This is a genomic window from Cellulosimicrobium sp. So1_17, from assembly GCF_055181235.1.
Genome location: NZ_CM143702.1, coordinates 4114677 through 4132364, shown reverse-complemented (window position 1 = coordinate 4132364; position 17688 = coordinate 4114677). Strand labels below are relative to the sequence as shown.

The 17688-nt window shown below is 74.2% G+C and carries 15 protein-coding genes and 1 pseudogene; 4 read left to right on the top strand and 12 right to left on the bottom strand.

Annotation, left to right across the window (positions count from 1 at the left end; genetic code table 11):
- Positions 1-56: 56 nt before the first annotated feature.
- Positions 57-659 (bottom strand): NADPH-dependent F420 reductase, encoded by a 603-nt coding sequence (locus ACZCLJ_RS18305; RefSeq protein ID WP_463104801.1) that lies wholly within the window; start codon positions 657-659, stop codon positions 57-59.
- A gap of 127 nt (positions 660-786) precedes the next feature.
- On the opposite strand from ACZCLJ_RS18305, the gene ACZCLJ_RS18300 reads away from it, so the two are divergent.
- Positions 787-1269, top strand: a complete 483-nt coding sequence (locus tag ACZCLJ_RS18300; protein WP_251150504.1) for a MarR family winged helix-turn-helix transcriptional regulator — start codon at positions 787-789, stop codon at positions 1267-1269.
- 54 nt (positions 1270-1323) lie between these two features.
- Here the strand turns inward: ACZCLJ_RS18300 and ACZCLJ_RS18295 are convergent, their stop codons facing one another.
- Complete coding sequence (locus tag ACZCLJ_RS18295; protein ID WP_463106428.1) at positions 1324-2781, bottom strand: ABC-F family ATP-binding cassette domain-containing protein; 1458 nt, start codon at positions 2779-2781, stop codon at positions 1324-1326.
- A pseudogene (locus ACZCLJ_RS18290) lies at positions 2761-3252 on the bottom strand (ATP-binding cassette domain-containing protein); the annotation flags it as partial. The gene ACZCLJ_RS18295 and the pseudogene ACZCLJ_RS18290, both read right to left, overlap by 21 nt.
- Positions 3253-3357: 105 nt before the next feature.
- Here ACZCLJ_RS18290 and ACZCLJ_RS18285 point away from each other — a divergent pair.
- Positions 3358-4374, top strand: a complete 1017-nt coding sequence (locus ACZCLJ_RS18285; RefSeq protein ID WP_463104800.1) for an acetylxylan esterase — start codon at positions 3358-3360, stop codon at positions 4372-4374.
- Between the two features lie 76 nt (positions 4375-4450).
- On the opposite strand, the gene ACZCLJ_RS18280 is transcribed toward ACZCLJ_RS18285, so the two are convergent.
- The 4 genes from ACZCLJ_RS18280 to ACZCLJ_RS18265 all read right to left on the bottom strand — a co-directional run bounded on the left by ACZCLJ_RS18280 (position 4451) and on the right by ACZCLJ_RS18265 (position 9187).
- Positions 4451-5401 (bottom strand): 4-(cytidine 5'-diphospho)-2-C-methyl-D-erythritol kinase, encoded by a 951-nt coding sequence (locus tag ACZCLJ_RS18280; RefSeq protein ID WP_251150507.1) that lies wholly within the window; start codon positions 5399-5401, stop codon positions 4451-4453.
- Positions 5398-6315, bottom strand: a complete 918-nt coding sequence (rsmA, locus tag ACZCLJ_RS18275) for a 16S rRNA (adenine(1518)-N(6)/adenine(1519)-N(6))-dimethyltransferase RsmA (RefSeq protein ID WP_463104799.1) — start codon at positions 6313-6315, stop codon at positions 5398-5400. Before rsmA ends, ACZCLJ_RS18280 begins: the two co-directional genes overlap by 4 nt.
- Before the next feature lie 77 nt (positions 6316-6392).
- Positions 6393-7853 carry a transglycosylase family protein gene (locus tag ACZCLJ_RS18270; protein ID WP_463104798.1) on the bottom strand — a complete coding sequence of 487 codons (1461 nt, stop codon included), beginning with the start codon at positions 7851-7853 and terminating at the stop codon, positions 6393-6395.
- 338 nt (positions 7854-8191) lie between these two features.
- Complete coding sequence (locus tag ACZCLJ_RS18265) at positions 8192-9187, bottom strand: helix-turn-helix transcriptional regulator (protein WP_463104797.1); 996 nt, start codon at positions 9185-9187, stop codon at positions 8192-8194.
- 182 nt (positions 9188-9369) lie between these two features.
- Between ACZCLJ_RS18265 and ACZCLJ_RS18260 the strand changes: the two genes are divergently transcribed.
- Positions 9370-9756 (top strand): VOC family protein, encoded by a 387-nt coding sequence (locus tag ACZCLJ_RS18260; RefSeq protein ID WP_463104796.1) that lies wholly within the window; start codon positions 9370-9372, stop codon positions 9754-9756.
- A 9-nt stretch (positions 9757-9765) separates the two neighbouring features.
- Here ACZCLJ_RS18260 and ACZCLJ_RS18255 read toward each other — a convergent pair whose 3' ends face one another.
- From ACZCLJ_RS18255 to ACZCLJ_RS18235, 5 genes are all read right to left on the bottom strand, one after another.
- Positions 9766-10932 (bottom strand): aggregation-promoting factor C-terminal-like domain-containing protein, encoded by a 1167-nt coding sequence (locus ACZCLJ_RS18255; RefSeq protein WP_251150511.1) that lies wholly within the window; start codon positions 10930-10932, stop codon positions 9766-9768.
- A gap of 191 nt (positions 10933-11123) precedes the next feature.
- Positions 11124-12056, bottom strand: coding sequence for a TatD family hydrolase (locus ACZCLJ_RS18250; RefSeq protein ID WP_463104795.1), 933 nt, complete (start codon positions 12054-12056; stop codon positions 11124-11126).
- A gap of 170 nt (positions 12057-12226) precedes the next feature.
- Positions 12227-14032: a methionine--tRNA ligase gene (gene metG / locus ACZCLJ_RS18245; protein WP_463104794.1), complete on the bottom strand. Its 1806-nt coding sequence runs from the start codon at positions 14030-14032 to the stop codon at positions 12227-12229.
- Positions 14033-14224: 192 nt separating this feature from the next.
- The gene (locus ACZCLJ_RS18240; RefSeq protein WP_463104793.1) at positions 14225-15547 is read right to left on the bottom strand and encodes an aggregation-promoting factor C-terminal-like domain-containing protein; all 1323 of its coding nucleotides are present in this window, start codon (positions 15545-15547) and stop codon (positions 14225-14227) included.
- A gap of 311 nt (positions 15548-15858) precedes the next feature.
- On the bottom strand, positions 15859-17118 hold the full coding sequence (locus ACZCLJ_RS18235) for a PQQ-dependent sugar dehydrogenase (protein WP_463104792.1): 1260 nt from the start codon (positions 17116-17118) through the stop codon (positions 15859-15861).
- 119 nt (positions 17119-17237) lie between these two features.
- On the opposite strand from ACZCLJ_RS18235, the gene ACZCLJ_RS18230 reads away from it, so the two are divergent.
- Entirely contained in the window at positions 17238-17675 is a 438-nt protein-coding gene (locus ACZCLJ_RS18230; protein ID WP_251150516.1) for a hypothetical protein, read from the top strand.
- The last annotated feature ends 13 nt before the right edge of the window (positions 17676-17688 follow it).

Below are 17688 nucleotides of genomic sequence, written 5' to 3'. Positions count from 1 at the left end.
TGGGCGCCCTTCGTGCGGCAGACCGTCGCGCGGCCGGCCGTGCCGACCGCGGGGGATCACTCGGCGAGGGCGAAGCCCGAGGTCCAGGAGGTCTTCTCGGCGGCGGCGAGCGTGAGCTGCAGGAAGCCCAGGGCCTCGAGCTCGTGCGCCCGCTTCAGGGACCCGGCGTCGACGACGCGCACGCCCGTGATCGCCGCGGCGAGGGCGGCCTTGGCGTCGGCGTCGTCGCCGGCGACGAGGACCGTCGTCGGGAGCGGGCCGACCTGGCCGGATGCCAGGGTCGCGGCGAAGGTCGTGTTGAACGCCTTGAGCACGCGGGCACCCGGCACGCGCGCCTGGATCTCGGCGGCGGCGGACGATCCGGCGGGGACGACGAGCGCGTCGAACGTCGCGAAGTCGAGCGGGTTGGTGAGGTCGACGAGGACCGTGCCGTCGAGCTGGCCGTCGTACGCGTCGAGCACCCCGGCGACGGCCGGGTACGGCAGCGCCAGGACGACGACGTCGCCCGTGATGGCGTCGCCGATCGTGCCGGTGGTGGCGCGCGCGTCGACGTCGACGGGCTCGCGGGTCAGGACCTGCACGGAGCTGCCCGCCGCGAGGGCGAGCGACGCGACGGCCGAGCCCATGTTCCCCGCGCCGATGATCGTGATGCTGCTCATGGTGACTTCCCTTCGCACGCCGACCGACCGTCGGCATTAGTTGTTGCTACAACAAACAAGGTAGCCCGGTATGCTTGTAGCGTCAACTGTTTCCGGGTGCGCCCGGTCACACCCGGAGGAGGACACGATGAGCGAGCCCCGCTGGCTCGACGAGACACAGCTCGACGCGTGGAAGCGCCTCGTCGCCGTCGTCGAGCTGCTGCCCGGAGTCCTCGACGCGCAGCTCCAGCGCGACGCCGACCTCAGCCACTTCGAGTACTACGTGCTCGCGATGCTCTCCGAGGCGCCGGGCCGCACGCTGCGCATGACGCACCTCGCGTCCGCGACCAACGCGACCCTCCCCCGCCTCTCGCACGTCGTCGCACGGCTCGAGAGGCGAGGGCTCGTCGAGCGCCTGCCCTGCCCCGAGGACCGTCGCGCCACCAACGCGCACCTCACCGACGACGGCTGGAAGAAGGTCGTCGCGACCGCCCCCGGGCACGTCGCGACCGTGCGCGACCACGTCGTCGACGCGCTCACGGACGAGCAGGTCGCCCAGCTCGACGACATCGCGAGCGCGATCCTCGAACGCGTCGACCCCGACGACCGCATGGGCTTCCGACGCCGCTGACGCCTGGCTGCGCGGTGCGCCCCCCGAGCGCCCGCCGACACCGTCCGGCTCTCGTCAGCCGGCGACCTCCGCGGCCTCGAGCCAGGCCGCCTCGAGCTCGTCCTTCTCGGCGGCGAGGACCCGCAGCTCGGCGTCGAGCCCGGCGACGGCGGCGTAGTCCGTCGCCTGCGCCGCGATCTTGTCGTGCAGCCGCGACTCCAGCTCGGCGATCTTGCTCAGCCGGCGCTCGATCCGGTTGATCTCCTTCTTCGCCGCGCGCACGTCGGCGGCGCTCGGGGCCGTGGGACCGGCCGGTACGCCGTCGCCCGAGGGACCCGACGCTCCGCCCGACGCGCCGCCCGCCCCCGCGGGCGCAGCCGGCGCGCGCAGGGCCGAGCCGGTCTCGCCGCTCGCGATCGCGGCACGGCGCAGCTCGAGGTACTGCTCGACCCCGCCCGGCAGGTCACGGATCCTCCCGTCGCCGAGCAGCGCGACCTGCCGGTCGGCGACGCGCTCGAGCAGGTAGCGGTCGTGCGAGACGACGACCAGCGTGCCGGGCCAGCCGTCGAGCAGGTCCTCCAGCGCAGCGAGCGTGTCGGTGTCGAGGTCGTTCGTCGGCTCGTCGAGCAGGAGCACGTTCGGCTCGGCGACCAGGAGCCGCAGGAGCTGGAGCCGACGCCGCTCGCCACCGGAGAGGTCGCGCACGAGCGTCTGCGAGCGCTCACGCGTGAAGCCGAGCCGTTCGACGAGCTGGGACGCCGTGAGCTCCTTGCCGTCGACGACGACCGAACGCTTCTCGGACTCGATCACCTGGACCACGCGCAGCCCGGCGATGTCGTCGAGCTCCTCCACGTCCTGGGTCAGCTCCGCGACAGCCACCGTCTTGCCCCGCTTGACCCGGCCCGCGTCGGGCTCGCGCCGCCCGGCGAGGAGGGCGAGCAGCGTCGTCTTGCCCGCGCCGTTGACCCCCACGACCCCGTAGCGGTCGCCCGGGCCGAGACGCCACGTGACGTCGTCGAGCAGCACGCGCCGTCCCGTGTCAGGGTCGGGCGTCACCCCGGCGACCTGTGACCCTGACACGTTCGTGCCGGGGCGGGCCGGGACGCTGACCGTGACGTCCTCGAGGTCGAGCACGTCCTTCCCGAGCCGCTTCGTCGCGGTGCGCGTGAGCTCCATCGAGTCGCGCGGCGGCGGGACGTCGGCGATGAGCGCGGCCGCGGCGTCGAGCCGGAACTTGGGCTTGCTCGTGCGCGCGGGCGCCCCGCGGCGCAGCCACGCGAGCTCCTTGCGGAGCAGGTTGTCGCGCTTCTCCGCGGTGACGGCGGCAGTCCGCTGCCGCTCGGCGCGCGCGAGCACGTACGCGGCGTACCCGCCCTCGTAGCCCTCGACCTCGCCCGAGCCGTCGCCGCGCACCTCCCACATGCGCGAGCACACGGCGTCCAGGAACCAACGGTCGTGCGTGACGACCACCAGCGCGCCCCGGGCACCCGGCCGCGCGAACCGGTCGCGCAGGTGCTCCGCGAGCCAGGCCACGCCCTCGACGTCGAGGTGGTTGGTGGGCTCGTCGAGGAACAGGACGTCGTGGTCCGCGACGAGCAGGGCCGCGAGCGCGACGCGCCGCCGCTGCCCGCCGGACAGGGTGTCCGCGGGCTCGTCGAGGTCGAGGTCGGTGAGGAGGCCGTCGTGCACGCCGCGGACGGCCGCGTCCGACGCCCACGCGTGCGTCGCGGCGTCGCCGTGCACGAGGTCGCGGATGGTCGCCCCCGTGCCGACGTCGTCGCGCTGGTCGAGGAGACCGACCCGCAGGCCGCCCACCTGGGTGACGCGACCGCCGTCGGGCCGCTGCGTGCCCGCGAGCAGCCGCAGCAGGGTCGACTTGCCGGCCCCGTTGGGGCCGACGATGCCGACACGGTCGCCGTCGTCGAGGCCGAGCGAGACGTCGTCGAGGAGGGTGCGGGTGCCGACGGTCAGCGAGATGCCGTCGGCCCCGAGGAGATGAGCCACGCACCGAGCGTAGGCGCCGCCTGGTGGGTCCGGGAAAACCAGGGACTGTCGAAGCGCTTCGAGACCGCGGGGATCCACGGCTCCGTGGGCCGGTAGGGTGCCCGCATGTCGCTCTTCGACCTGCCGCTCGCCGAGCTCGAGACCTACGCGCCGACCCTCGACGAGCCCGACGACCTCGACACCTTCTGGACCACGACGCTCGCGGAGTCGCGTGCGGCCGGGGGCGACCTCGCCGAGACGGTGCACGTCGAGCGCGTCGAGACCGGGCTCGACCTCGTCACCGTCGACGACGTGACCTTCCCCGGGTTCGGCGGCCACCCGATCAAGGCCTGGCTGGTCCGGCCCGCGCGTCCGGACGGGCCGCTCCCGGCCGTCGTGGAGTTCATCGGGTACGGCGGCGGTCGAGGCCTCGCGCACGAGCACCTCGTGTGGGCCGCCGCCGGGTTCGCGCACCTCGTCGTCGACACGCGTGGCCAGGGCAGCCGCTGGGGCACGGGCGGCGGGACGCCGGACCCGGTCGGCTCGGGCCCCGCGACGCCGGGCTTCATGACGCGCGGCATCGAGGACCCCCACGACCACTACTACCGGCGGGTCTACACCGACGGGGTGCGGGCCGTCGACGCCGTGCGCGCGATCCCCGGCATCGACCCGGAGCGTGTGTCCGTGGCAGGCGTGAGCCAGGGTGGCGGCATCACGATCGCCGTCGCGGGGCTCGCCGACGGTCTCGTCGCGGCGATGCCCGACGTCCCGTTCCTCTCCCACTTCCGCCGCGCCGTCGAGATCACCGACCGCGACCCGTACGGCGAGATCCGGCAGTACCTCGCCGTGCACCGCGACGCGGAGGACACCGTGTTCCGCACGCTGTCCTACCTGGACGTCGCACTGCTCGCCCGCCGCGCGACGGCGCCCGCGCTGTTCTCCGTCGCGCTCATGGACGCGACGTGCCCGCCGTCGACCGTCTACGCCGCGTTCAACGGCTGGGGCGCGAAGGCCGTTGCGGCCGCCCAGGCCGGTCCGGTCGAGCGGCAGATCGACGTCTACCGGTACAACGACCACGAGGGCGGCCAGGGCTACCGGTTCGCGCAGCAGCGCGCCTGGCTGCGCACGCACGCCGGCGCCTGACGATCGGCCCGACGGCGGCGCCTCCTCTGCCCGACGGTCAGCCCGTCGCAGTGGTCCCCGCCCGGCCGCGCCGAGGTCAGTGCGCGACGACGCGCGCGCCGCCCGCGGGCGCCGTCGTGCACCACACGCTGTCGCACGCGTCGGCGGCGGTCCACGTCGCGCCGATCGCGAGCGCGTGCTGACGGCTGCGGGCGAGCGCCGCGACGGTCGGTCCCGACCCGGAGACGATCGCACCGAGCGCGCCCGCCTCGCGCGCGACGGCGAGCGTGCGCTCGAGCTCGGGGCGCAGCGCGAGCGCGGGGCCCTCGAGGTCGTTGCGCAGCGCCTGCCCGAGTCCCACCGGGTCCCCGGCCCGCAGCGCCTGCATGAGGGTGGTGTCGTCCGCGTGGTCGAGCCCGGCCGGCCCGCCGACCGTCTCGTCGAACGCGCGGTAGACCTCCGGCGTCGAGAGCCCGTCGGCCTGCACGGCGAACACCCAGTGGAACTCCCCGCGCGTCATCGCCGGGGTGAGCACGTCCCCGCGGCCGGTCCCGACGGCGGTGTGCCCCACGAGCCCGAACGCGACGTCGGCTCCGAGCCCCGACGCGAGCCGCATCAGCTCGGCCCGCGACAGCCCCGTCTCCCACAGCGCGTCGCACGCGACGAGCGTCGCGGCGGCGTCCGCGGACCCGCCCGCCATGCCGCCCGCGACCGGCACGCCCTTGACGACCTGGAGGCGGACGTCGGGGTCGACCCCGGCGTGCTGCGCGAGCGCCTCGGCCGCCCGCCACGCGAGGTTGGACCCGTCGGTCGGCACGACGTCGGCCTGCAGGCCCTCGACGGACAGCGAGATCCCGGAGCCGCGCGGGGCCTCGTGCGCGACGACCTCCTCGCTCAGCCCGACCGCCTGGAAGATGGTCACGAGGGGGTGGTAGCCGTCGTCCTGCAGCGCGCCCACGCGCAGCGACAGGTTGACCTTCCCCGGCGCACGCACCCGGACACGAGGGGGCGGCGCGAGCGCGATGCTCGTCGGAGGCGGGGGGCTCACGCGTCCACTGTGCCAGGTCGCCCGCCGGCCGCGCGCGGCGAGGTGCGACCGCCGGTCACCGTGGGCAGGTGCTCGGCGATGCGCGCGAACGCGACGACGTCGAGCGTCTCGCCGCGCGCCTGGGGGTCGACCCCAGCCGCCTCGAGCGCGGCCGCCGACGCCGCCGACGAGCCCGCGATCCCCGCGAGCGCGGAGCGCAGCATCTTGCGCCGCTGGGCGAACGCGGCGTCGACGACCGCGAAGACCTGCTCGCGGGTCGCCGTCGTCGTGGGGGGCTCGCGCCGGTCGAGCGCGACGAGCGCGGAGTCGACGTTCGGCACGGGCCAGAAGACGGCGCGACCGACCGTCCCCGCCCGGCGCGCGGACGCGTACCACGCGGCCTTCACCGACGGCACGCCGTAGGTCCGGCTCCCGGGCGGCGCGGCGAGGCGGTCCGCGACCTCGGCCTGGACCATGACGAGCACGCGCTCGAGCGAGTCGAAGCGCTCGAGGAACGTCAGGAGCACGGGCACCGCGACGTTGTAGGGCAGGTTGGCGACGAGCGCCGTGGGCGCCTCGCCCGGGAGCGACGTCACGTCGAGCGCGTCCGCGCCCACGACCTCCAGCCGGTCGCCGAGGTCCGGCACGTGCGCCGCGACGGTCGTCGGGAGCTGCCGCGCGAGCACGGGGTCGATCTCGACGGCGACGACGCTCGCACCCGCCTCGAGCAGGCCGAGCGTCAACGACCCGAGGCCCGGCCCGATCTCGACGACGCGCTCCCCCGCCCGCACGTCGGCCGCACGCACGATCTTGCGGACCGTGCCGCCGTCGTGCACGAAGTTCTGGCCGAGCGTCTTGGTGGGGCGCACGCCGAGGCGCCCTGCCAGGTCGCGGATCTCGGCCGGACCCAGCAGGGCGCCTCGGGTGTCGTTCATGAGCAGAGAGCCTACCGACACGCCGGAGGGCGGGGCGCTCGCGCACCCCGCCCTCCGACGTCGTCCACCTCAGGCTGTCAGCGAAGCCCGAGCTTGCTCGAGCACGCGGGCCACTGGCCCCAGCCCGAACGGGCCTGGAGCGCCTGGGCGCGCTGCGTCTGCTCGGCGGCCGAGGCCTCCGACGGGAGACCGGAGCCGCCCATCGCCTGCCACGTCGGCAGCGAGAACTGGTAGAGGCCGTAGTAGCCGTTCCCGGTGTTCGTCGCGGGGTTCCCGCCGGACTCGCACTGGGCCAGCGCGGCCCACACGCCCTCGGGCGCGGAGCCCAGGTCGGCGGCGGGGGCCGGGGCGGCAGCGGGCGCGGACGCACCCGACGACGCGCTGGACGACGCACGCGGCGTCGGCGCGGGCTCCGGCTCGGGGGCCGGACGCTCCTTCGTGCCCTGCACGAGGATCTTCGCCACCGGCGGGGTCGTGACGCCGTCGGAGACCAGCTCGCGCGACTCCTCGGCGCCGTCGACCGTCGTGACGCGGTGGACGGTCGTGTGCACGCCCTCCACGCCCTCCTGCTTGACGACCGGGTCGAGGTCCTCGTACCGGTTCGGGTCCTCCTCGGTGGTGGTCTCGAACGGCACACCCTTGGTGGTGGGCACCTCCTCGACCTTCACGCGCTGGACCACGAGGGAGACGGCGGCCTCGTCGGCAGCCTTCTCGTCGGCAGCCTTCACGTCGGCAGCCTTCTCGTCGGCAGCCTTCTCGTCGGCGGCCTTCTCGTCGGCGGCCTTCTTCTCGGCGGCCTTCTCGTCGGTCGTCGCCGTGACGGCGTCGGTCTGGGCGACGTGCACGCGGTCGAGCTCACCGAGGACGACGCCCTGCTGGTCGAGGATCGCGTCGATGCCGATGCTGCCGTCGGGCGCGACCTTGGTCTCGCCGTCGGCCACGACGGCCACGGGGCCGTCCGCGTCGAGGCGGATCGGCAGGGAGGCGCGCTCGCCGGAGCGGGACGCCACGAGGCGCACGTCGCTGCCGCGCGAGGCGAGGGTCGTCAGGGCCTCGTCCGCGTCGAGCGCGGTGAGCCAGACGGAAGACTGGGTGCCGTCCACCTGGACGGGGACCTCGCGCCCGTAGCGGACGACGACGTCGCTCCCGCCGCGCAGCGCGGCGTCGACGTCGGGGACCACCTGGTCGCGCTCGCCGACGGCGACGCCCTGCTCTTCGAGCAGTCCGTCGACGGAGCCGGCGAAGGTCGTGACCGTGGTGATCTCGCCGTCGACGTCGAGCTCGACGGTCTTGTGCGCCGTGCCGTACGCGACGGCGCCGGTGGCGAGGAGGACGGTGGCGGTCGCGCCGGCCACGAGGGGCCAGCGGCGACGGCGGCGGGCCGTCGTGGCCGCGGGGCTCGTGGAGCCCTCGGCGGCGGAGGTGTCGGAGAGGTCGAGGGGCTGGGTGGTGTCGGCGCTCTCGGGCGCGCCGGCCGCGTCAGCGGTCCGGTGGAAGGGGTTGTTCACTCGGGTCCAGTCGTCGTGGTTCCCGGGCACGGGAGCTCGACGGCGCGGGTGCACCCCTGCGGACCGCGGACGCACGCAGGCGTGCGAACCACGGCGGACGCACCGTGGTGCGACCCGCAGGTCTCGAGCGGCCGATCCGGCTGCCGGCGCCTCCTCGACACCCCTTCCCCAGGGCCCGACGGCGGCGCACCGCCCGACCGTCCGCGTCCCGGCGACCCGACCCGGGAGGGGCGGACGACGGCACGGCTGACGCACGAGCGACGATCGACCGTAACCGATCTGTTATCGAACTCCAAGCAGTACCGCGTTAAGATGAGCGGTTCTGTCCGTTTATCACCGTGAATGTCGCCGCGCTCTCCACGCAGTCCTCACGCGTGGACCCCACCACCCGACGTCCCCTCAGCCGCTCCTCGCCCCGCCGCCCGCACGGCCCGCTCCCCTACCCGGGCCAGCACGCCGCGGAGCTCCGGCGGGTCCAGCACGGTCAGCTCGACCTCGAGCGACAGCAGCATGCCCACCAGGTTCGCCATCGACGAGCCGCCGGTTTCCAGCACGCACGCGTCGGGGCCGTCGTCGGACAGCACCCCCGCGGCCGGCGTGAGCCGCTCAGCCATCACCGCCGCTGGAGCGTGCAGGCGCACGCGCGCCGTGTGCGGCCACGCCGTCGCCCCGACGCCCCGCAGGACGTGGGCGACGGCGTCGCCCCCCGGGACCTCGCGCGGCGCGAAGCGCGCACCGCCGGGCGTGCGCAGCCGGAGCCGGTCCACGCGGAACGTGCGCCAGTCGTCCCGGTCGGTGTCGAACGCGAGGAGGTACCAGCGCCGGCCGACGTGCACGAGGCGGTGCGGGTCGACGGCGCGCAGGCTCGTCGACCCGTCGTGGCCGCGGTACTCGAGGCGCAGGCCGACGCGGTCGCGCACGGCCGTCGCGACGTCGGCGAGGACCTGCGGGTCGACCGCGGGCCCGCCGGCCGGGACGCTCACCACCGCGGCTCGCAGCGCGTCCGCGCGGGAGCGCAGCCGCGCCGGGAGGACGGCGTCGAGCTTGACCAGCGCGCGCAGCGCCGCCTCCTCGCTCCCGGCGACGGTCCCGCCCGTCGCCGCGCGCAGCGACAGGGCGACGGCGGTCGCCTCCTCGTCGTCGAGCAGGAGGGGTGGCAGGGCCGAGCCGGCGCCGAGGCGGTACCCGCCCGCGACGCCCGGCGTCGAGCGGACCTCGTACCCGAGCAGGCGCAGCCGCTCGACGTCGTTGCGCACGGTGCGCGTGGTGACGCCGAGCCGCTCCGCGAGCTCCGGACCGGTCCAGGTCGCGCGCGACGGCAGCAGGGCGAGGAGACGCAGGAGGCGGACGGAGGTGTCGAGCACCGTCCCAGTCTCTCGGGTCGGCGCCGAATGCGGAACTGTGCGTTCCTCGATCGGTCGTAGCGTCGTTCTCGACGGCCCGCCGAGGGCCTCGACGGTCCGTCCGGACCGGGCACGACGGGACGACGGGCACCCGCCCGACGACCGCCCAGCACATCGAGAGGACGACCACCATGCTGCGAGGGATGGCGACGCTGAACCTGTGGGCCGACGACCTGGAGGCCGCCTCGGCCTGGTACACCACCGTGCTCGGGATCGAGCCCTACTACGTGGTCCCGGGCGGCTACGTGGAGTTCCGCGTCGGGGACCGCGAGGACGAGCTGGGGATCATCGCGCGCTCGTTCTCGCCGCGGCCCCAGCCCGAGTCACCGGGCGGCGTGGTCGTGAACTGGCACGTCGACGACGTCCGGGCGGCCTTCGCGCGGCTCCTCGAGCTCGGCGCGACCGAGTACGAGGGAGTCGTCGAGCGCGGCAACGGCGAGGGGTTCGTGACGGCGTCCGTCGTCGACCCGTTCGGCAACGTCCTGGGCATCATGCAGAACCCGCACTACCTGGAGGTGCTCCGGCGGTGACCGGGCCGGTCAGTACCAGCCCTTGGCGACCGAGTGCGACCACGCCGAGCACGGCGTGCCGTACCGGCCCTCGATGTAGCCGAGGCCCCAGGTGATCTGGGTCGCCGGGTTCGTGCGCCAGTCGTCGCCGGCGCTCGCCATCTTCGAGCCCGGCAGCGCCTGCGGGATGCCGTAGGCCGACGAGCTCGGGTTGTCGGCGTCGACGCGCCAGTTGCTCTCCTTGGTCCACAGCTTGTCGAGGCACACGAACTGGTCGTCGCCCCAGCCGCGCTGCGCGGCGAGCGAGCGCCCGACCGCGCGCGCCGACCCGGGGTCCACCGAGACGGAGATGTCCATGGTCCCGACCTTGATGACCTCGTTGCGGGGCTCGGTCGTCACGTTGCGCGTCAGCACGGTGCGGGCGACCTCCGCGCCGCCGAGCGTCTGCACCGCGTACGTCGTGACCGCCTCGCCCACGCGTCCCGACTGGACGACGACCCGGTGGCCCTTCGGCAGGTTGGGGTCCTCGACCTCCTCGGTCGTGAACGGCAGGACCTCCGTGAGCGTGTCCGACGTCGCCGCCGCCCTGCTGACGAGGACGAGCATCCCGTCCACGGCGGCGGCGTCGAGCGGGACGGACGTGTCGTCCTCCTCGCCGAGCACGATCCCCGCGGTCTGCAGCACGCCACGGACCGTCGCCTCGGCCGTCGTGATGGGCATGACGGCGCCGTCGACCGCGATGTGCACCGTCTTGAGCGTCGACACGCGCACCGGCTGGCGGCCGAGCGACGCCGAGCGCGACACGTCGGTCACCGCACCCTCGGCGCGCGGCCCGAGGAACGCGAGCAGCTCGCCCACCGTCCGCGCCGTCGTCGCGATCGTCTGCTCCTGGCCGTCGATCTCGACCACGACGTCGTGGCTCGTCCGGACGACGATCGTTCCGCCGTCGGGCGCGGAGGAACCCAGCGCGGGCTCGACGAGGTCCTCCGGCGCGACACCGACGTCCTGGTAGTCGAGCACCTCGGCGACCGTGCGCCCGTACGCGGAGACGTCGTAGAGCGTGCCGTCGACGTCGAGGGTCACGCTCTTGTGCAGCGTCGCGAACGCGCCGGTCACCCCGACGAGCCCGACGACGACCACTCCCCGGGCGACGAACCGCTGCACGCGGCGGCGCGTCGTTCCGTCAGGTGCGAGCACGCGGGCGGTCCCTTCTCGGCGGGCCGGGCGTCCGACGAGCGCCGGGCGAGGGTTCGGGGCGTCGTCGGCAGACCGCGGACGACGCACGGACCCGACCGTAGCCGAGTCGTGGCCCTGGGCGAAACCTCCCGTTCGTGCCGGGCGTCCGACGGTGCGTGTCAGCGGCCCGTCAGCCGCCCGTCACGGGTGGGTCACCACGGCCCGTAGACCTCGACCGACGTCGCCGCGACGCGGGTGCACACCTCGGCGAGCGGTACGCCGGTCACCTCGGCGACGGTACGGACGGTCGCCGGCAACACGTACGGCGCGTTGGGGCGACCGCGGTACGGGTGCGGCGTGAGGTACGGCGCGTCCGTCTCGACGAGGACCTGCCCGAGCGGGACCTCGCGCAGCGCCGCTCTCAGCTCGTCGTTGGCGCGGAACGTCACGGGCCCGGCGAACGACAGGTACCAGCCCTGCGCTGCGCAGGACCGCGCCATCTCGGCGTCTCCCGAGTAGCAGTGGAAGACGGTCCGCTCGGGGGCCCCGTCGCGGGAGAGCACGTCGAGCACCTCCGCGTGCGCGTCGCGGTCGTGGATCTGGAGCGCGAGCCCGAGCTCCTTCGCGAGCGCGACGTGGGCGCGGAACGACTCTCGCTGTACACGCTCGCCCTGCGGACCTGTACGGAACAGGTCCATCCCGGTCTCGCCGATCGCGCGGACCCGCTGGTTGTCCCGGGCGATGCGCGCGATCTCGGCGATCGCGTCGTCGAGCGACGCGGCATGGTGCGGCCGCGGGTCGGGCTCGAGCCCGTCCGGCCCGACCTCCCGGACACCGCCGTGCAGGACCGCCTCGTTCGGGTGGATCGCCACGGCACCCAGGAGGCTCGCCACCACCCCGTCGGCCGCGTGGTCGCCGCGCAGGAGGGCGTCGGTCCAGCGTGCCGAGGGCAGGTCGCACCCGACCTGCACCAGGCGGTCGACGCCGACGGCGGCCGCACGCTCGAGGTGCGCCGCGACGCTCGGGGGCGGGACGTCGTCGGGCAGCACGTGCGCGATCGAGTCCAGGTGCGTGTGGTTGTCCACCACGGGGACCGGCAGCCGCTCCGGGTCCGGCGGCCATCCCCGCTCACGGCTCTTCGCCATCCATCCTCCTCAGCCGAACCAGCGCCGCAGCAGTACCGCGGTCACGCGAAGCAGTACCGCGGTCACGCGAAGTAGTACTGCAGCCTCGCGAAGTAGTACCGCAGCTTCGCGAGGTAGTACCGCGGTCGGGACCGCGGTACTACCTCGCGGGACCGCGGTACTACCTCGCGTCAGGCGTCCTCGCGCAGCCGGTCGAGCTCCTCCTCGACGATCGACTCGTCGAGCTTGGTGAAGACCGGCGTCGGCTTGCCGACCGGCGTCCCGGGCACGACGGCGCGCGGCTGCCACGAGGGGATGCCCTCGCCACCCTGCCCGCTCCGGTAGTCCCCGGTGATGACCGGGTAGTGCCGCGAGTCGTCGTCGAGGTCGGTGACCTCCTCGATGCGCGGCTGCGGCGCGAAGGTGCCCGTCCCGCCGAACGCCTCGTGCACCTGCTGAGCCGAGTGCGGCAGGAACGGCGAGAGGATCGTGTTGAGGTCGCTCACGGCCTGCGTCACCGTGTGCAGCACGGTCCCGAGGCGCTCAGGGTCCGTCTTGAGCTTCCACGGCTCGGTGTCCGAGACGTACTTGTTCACCTCGCCGACCGTCTTCATGGCCTCGGCCACGGCGGCGCGCTGGCGGTGCGTCGCGATGAGGTCGCCGACCCGACCGAACGCCGTGGTCGTCGTCGCGAGCACGCCCTCGTCGATCGGGTGCCGCTCGCCCGGGGTCGGGATCTCGCCGAAGTTCTTGTGCACCATGCTCGCCGTGCGGTTCACGAGGTTGCCCCAGCCCGCGACGAGCTCGTCGTTCGTGCGGCGCTGGAAGTCCGCCCACGTGAAGTCGACGTCCTGCGTCTCCGGGCCCGCCGACGCCACGTAGTAGCGGAACGCGTCCGGCTGGTAGCGCGCGAGCATGTCGCGCACGTAGATGACGACGCCGCGCGACGACGAGAACTTCTGGCCCTCGACGTTGAGGAACTCGCTCGACACGACCTCGGTCGGCAGCTGCAGGTTGCCGTACGGACCCGGAGCGCCGCCCTTGTTCCCCCGCCCGTCGTAGGCCAGCAGCTCGGCCGGCCAGATCTGGGAGTGGAACGTGATGTTGTCCTTGCCCATGAAGTAGTACGAGCGCGCCTCGGGGTCGTTCCAGTACGCGCGCCACGCGTCGGGGTCGCCCGTGCGTCGCGCCCACTCGATCGACGCCGACAGGTACCCGATCACCGCGTCGAACCACACGTACAGGCGCTTGCTCGGGTTGTCCTCCCAGCCCTCGAGCGGGACGGGGATGCCCCAGTCGATGTCGCGCGTCATGGCCCGCGGCCGGACGTCGTCGAGCAGGTTGAGCGAGAACTTCAGGACGTTCGGGCGCCACGCGGTCCGGGTGCGCAGCCAGTCGCCCAGCGCGTCGACGAACGCCGGCAGGTCGAGGAAGAAGTGGTTCGACTCGACGAACTTCGGCGTCTCCCCGTTGATGCGGCTCTTCGGGTTGATGAGGTCGATCGCGTCGAGCTGGTTGCCGCAGTTGTCGCACTGGTCGCCGCGAGCGCCGTCGTACCCGCAGATGGGGCACGTGCCCTCGATGTAGCGGTCCGGCAGCGTGCGGCCCGTCGACGGCGAGATCGCGCCCATGGTCTTCTGCTCGACCATGTAGCCGTTCTTGTGCACCGTGCGGAACATCTCCTGCACGACGGCGTAGTGGTTGCGCGTCGTGGTCCGCGTGAACAGGTCGTAGGAGAGCCCGAGCTGCTGCAGGTCCTCGACGATCACCCGGTTGTACCGGTCCGCGAGCTCCTGCGCGCTGACACCCTCCTTGTCGGCCTGGACGAGGATCGGCGTGCCGTGCTCGTCGGTGCCCGACACCATGAGGACGTCGTGACCCGCCATCCGCATGTGCCGGCTGAAGACGTCCGAGGGGACACCGAAACCTGCGACGTGACCGATGTGGCGCGGGCCGTTCGCGTACGGCCACGCCACGGCCGAGAGGATGTGGGTCATGGGGCCCGATCCTAGTCGGCCGGTCCGCGGCGCCGTGCGGCGTCTCGGTGGAGGCACGCCCGTCCCGGTTCCGGGCGAGGCGGGGCGGGGTGTCGCGGGTCACCCTCGGTGTGCTGCTCGCCCTCCTGCGGGACGACGACGGGCCCGCGACCTCCGGAGAGGCCGCGGGCCCGCGGCGAGGCGTGCGTCGGCTCAGTACCAGTTGACGGCCTGCGAGTGCGACCAGGCGCCGCACGGGGTGCCGTACGAGCCGGCGATGTAGTCGAGGCCCCACGCGATCTGCGTCGCGGGGTTGGTGGCCCAGTCGGCGCCCTTGCTCGCCATCTTCGAGCCGGGGAGGGACTGCGGGATGCCGTAGGCGCTCGACGTCGGGTTGTCCGCCGACGGGTTCCAGTTGGACTCCTTGGTCCACAGCTGCTCGAGGCACTGCCACTGCGAGCCGGTCCAGCCGCGCTCGGCCGCCATCTGCTGGCCGATGGTGCGCGGGTCCTTCGGGCGCTCCTTGGTGCCCCGGACGACGACCGCCTCGACGGGGGCCGTGGTGACCTCCTCCGACACGGGCTCGCGCAGCCACTCCTCACCGTCGACGAGCGTGACGTCGGTCACCGTGGTCGTGACACCGTCACGACCCTCCTGCTCGACGACGACGGGGTCGTCGCTGTAGCGCGCGGAGTCGGTCTTCTCGACGGTCTCGTGCGCGACGGGCGTGGTCTTCTCCTGGCGCTCGACGACGACGCGCTGCACGACGAGCGACACCGCCGGCGTCTCGGCGGCCTCACGCGTCGCCGCGGCGTCGGTGGTGTCCGCGCTCTCCGCGGCAGGGGCCACGCGCTGCACGCTCACGCGGTCGAGCTCGCCGAGCTCGATGTCCCGGTCGGCGAGGAGGGCGTCGACGCCGACGCCGCCGTCGGGCGCGACCGTGGTCTTCCCGTCGGCGACGACGTTCACCGGTCCGTCGGTGTCGAGGTCGAGGTCGAGGGCGGCACGGTCGCCCGAGCGGGACGCGACGAGCCGGACGTCGCCACCGCGCGCTGCGAGGGTCTCGAGCGCCTCGTCGGCGTCGAGCGCGGTGAGCCAGACGTCGGACTCCTCGCCGTCGGTCTGGACGGTCACCTGCTTGCCGAGGCGGACGACCACCTCGGCGCCGTCCTCGAGGGACGCGTCGGCATCGGGGGCGACGAGGTCGCGTGAGCCGACGTCGACGCCGGCGGCGTCGAGCGCTCCCTGCACGGACCCGGCGACGGTCGTGACCGTCCGGGTCTCGCCGTCGACGTCGAGCGTCACGGTCTTCTGGGCCTCGCCGTAGGCGACGGCGCCAGACCCGACGAGGGTCACGGCGGTGACGGCGGAGATCGTCGCCCAGCGGCGGCGGCGCGTCACGCGCAGCGTGCGGGCCGTGCGCAGCGCCGTGCGCGAGCTCTGCGCGCTCTCGTGCGAGGGCGGGGTGCTCGGGGTCTCGGTCGGGTCGGTCGGGTTCGCGGGCGCGCTCGTGCGCAGGCGGAAGAGGTTGTGCACTGAAGGTCCAGTCGTCAGGGGTCCCGGGCACGGGCGGTCGACGGAGCGCTGGCTGCGCGTTCTCGGGCACCGGCGTGCCGTGGCACGGGCGTCACCGAGGTCGACCCGCCGATCCGGCGGTCCTCCGGCGTCGTCGCTCGCGGACAAGGCGAGGGACGGCCGCGTCCCGGTCTGGCCGCATACACCCAGGAGGGGTCGACCGCACGACGGGACACTCGACCGTAACCGATTCGTTATCGAAGACCAAACCGGCAGGCCACCGCGCCGCCCGCGCCGCCGTCACCGGACCGCGAAGCGCGGGTCGATCTCGCTCACCCCACCGGCGAGATGCGCACGCGGAGCAGGCGGTCGTCGCCGTCGCGCGGCTCGCCCCGCCCGTCCGTGTTGTTCGTCAGCACGTAGAGCACCGCGCTGCCGTCGTCCCCCTGCGGGGTGGCGGGGTCCACGACCACCGTCCGCAGCCGACCGAGGTCGGTGAGCACGGCCTGGGGCGCGCCGAACGCGTCGGGCGACGCCCCGCCGTCGGGCGACGCGAACGGGACGCGCCACAGCGTCTCGCCGCGCAGCCCGGCGAGGTACGCGCCCTCGCGCGTGGCCGCGAGACCGCTCGGCGACGCGTCGTCGGTCGCCCACGTCGTCACCGGGTCGACGAACCCGGCCCCGGCACCGCCCGTCCCCTCGACGTCCGGCCAGCCGTAGTTCGCGCCCGGCTCGACGACGTTGAGCTCGTCGAACGTGTCCTGACCGAACTCGCTCGCGAGCATCCGTCCCGTCGCGTCCCACGCCAGGCCCTGCACGTTGCGGTGACCCAGGCTCCAGACGGGCGACGCCGGATCGGGGTTGCCGGGAGCGGGAGCGCCGTCCACGGTCACGCGCAGGATCTTGCCCGCGAGCGACGCAGGGTCCTGGGACGTGCCGCGCTGCTGGGCGTCCCCCGTCGCGACGTAGAGGTACCCGTCCGGACCGAACGCGAGCCGACCGCCGTCGTGCGTGCTCGCGGCGGGGATCCCCTGCACGACCGGGGTCAGCGCCGACAGCTCGCCGCCCGAGAGCGTCCCGCGCAGCACCTCGTTCCCGCCCTGGGCCGTGCGGTGGACGAACACCTCGCCCGGCGCGTCGCCGTCGGCCGGCCCGACGGCGACGCCGAGCAGCCCTGCCTCTCCCCCGGTCACCGTGCCGTCCCGCAGCTCGTCCGCCCCGGGTCCACCGACGGGTGCGACGGCACCGGTCGACGGGTCCACGACGACGAGCGCACGCTCGTCGCGCAGCGACACGAGCAGCGTCCCGTCGGGCAGCGGCGCGAGACCCCACGGCGCGTCGAGCCCGGTCGCGACCTCGGCGACCTCGACCCGGACCTCGGGCACGACGACGAGCCCGGGCTCCGCGGACGCCGTGGGGTTCTCGGGGGGCTCCGGCGGCGTCGACGTCTCGGCCCGGGTCTCCGTCGCGCTGCCCGACGGCGTCGGCGTGTCCCCACCCGTCCCCTCGCCCGTGCACGCCGCGAGGAGGGCGACGAGGACCGCGCCGGCCACGCCGAGGCGTGCGTGCGTCGTCACGGGTCGAGGTGGCATGGCACCATCGTGACCCCGGCGCCGCGGAGCCGCACACGCTCGTCGCGCGGATCACGTGATGCGCGTCACACTGAACCACAGGGGTGTGATCCGCACGCCCGGGCCCGAAGGAGGCCGCCATGCACCCGAAGGTGCTCAGCTTCGTCGTCGCCGCGATCGCCTACGGCATCACCCTCGTCGTCGCGAACCTCGTGCTCGGCGGCATGCACATGAGCTGGCTGTGGGGGATCGTCGCCGTCGCGCTCTTCACCGTGACCATCGCCCTGCTCCGCCCGCTCGTGGTCCGGCTCCTCGGCAAGCACGTCCACGGCTGGACCTGGACGCTCGGCCTCGTGACCGTGCTCGGGTCGTTGATCGTCACGACCCTGCTCTCGCCGTCGAGCGGGTTCGACATCGACGGGATCTGGACGTGGGTGTGGGCGACGCTCATCGTGTGGGTCGGCACCGTCGTGTACGACCTCGTCGACGACCGGGCCGTCGCCGCCGCGGGTCGCCGCGTGGAGCGGCACCGGCAGGGACGCCGCGGGCAGACGCCGCCGACGGCCGCGACCGCCTGAGCGTCGCGCCGCA

Coding starts and splice junctions, on each gene's coding strand:
- ACZCLJ_RS18230 (WP_251150516.1), top strand. CDS start 17,238: ATGCACCCGAAGGTGCTCAGCTTCGTCGTCGCCGCGATCGCCTACGGC.
- ACZCLJ_RS18285 (WP_463104800.1), top strand. CDS start 3,358: ATGTCGCTCTTCGACCTGCCGCTCGCCGAGCTCGAGACCTACGCGCCG.
- ACZCLJ_RS18235 (WP_463104792.1), bottom strand. CDS start 17,118: ATGCCACCTCGACCCGTGACGACGCACGCACGCCTCGGCGTGGCCGGC.
- rsmA (WP_463104799.1), bottom strand. CDS start 6,315: ATGAACGACACCCGAGGCGCCCTGCTGGGTCCGGCCGAGATCCGCGAC.
- ACZCLJ_RS18305 (WP_463104801.1), bottom strand. CDS start 659: ATGAGCAGCATCACGATCATCGGCGCGGGGAACATGGGCTCGGCCGTC.
- ACZCLJ_RS18300 (WP_251150504.1), top strand. CDS start 787: ATGAGCGAGCCCCGCTGGCTCGACGAGACACAGCTCGACGCGTGGAAG.
- ACZCLJ_RS18260 (WP_463104796.1), top strand. CDS start 9,370: ATGGCGACGCTGAACCTGTGGGCCGACGACCTGGAGGCCGCCTCGGCC.
- metG (WP_463104794.1), bottom strand. CDS start 14,032: ATGACCCACATCCTCTCGGCCGTGGCGTGGCCGTACGCGAACGGCCCG.
- ACZCLJ_RS18250 (WP_463104795.1), bottom strand. CDS start 12,056: ATGGCGAAGAGCCGTGAGCGGGGATGGCCGCCGGACCCGGAGCGGCTG.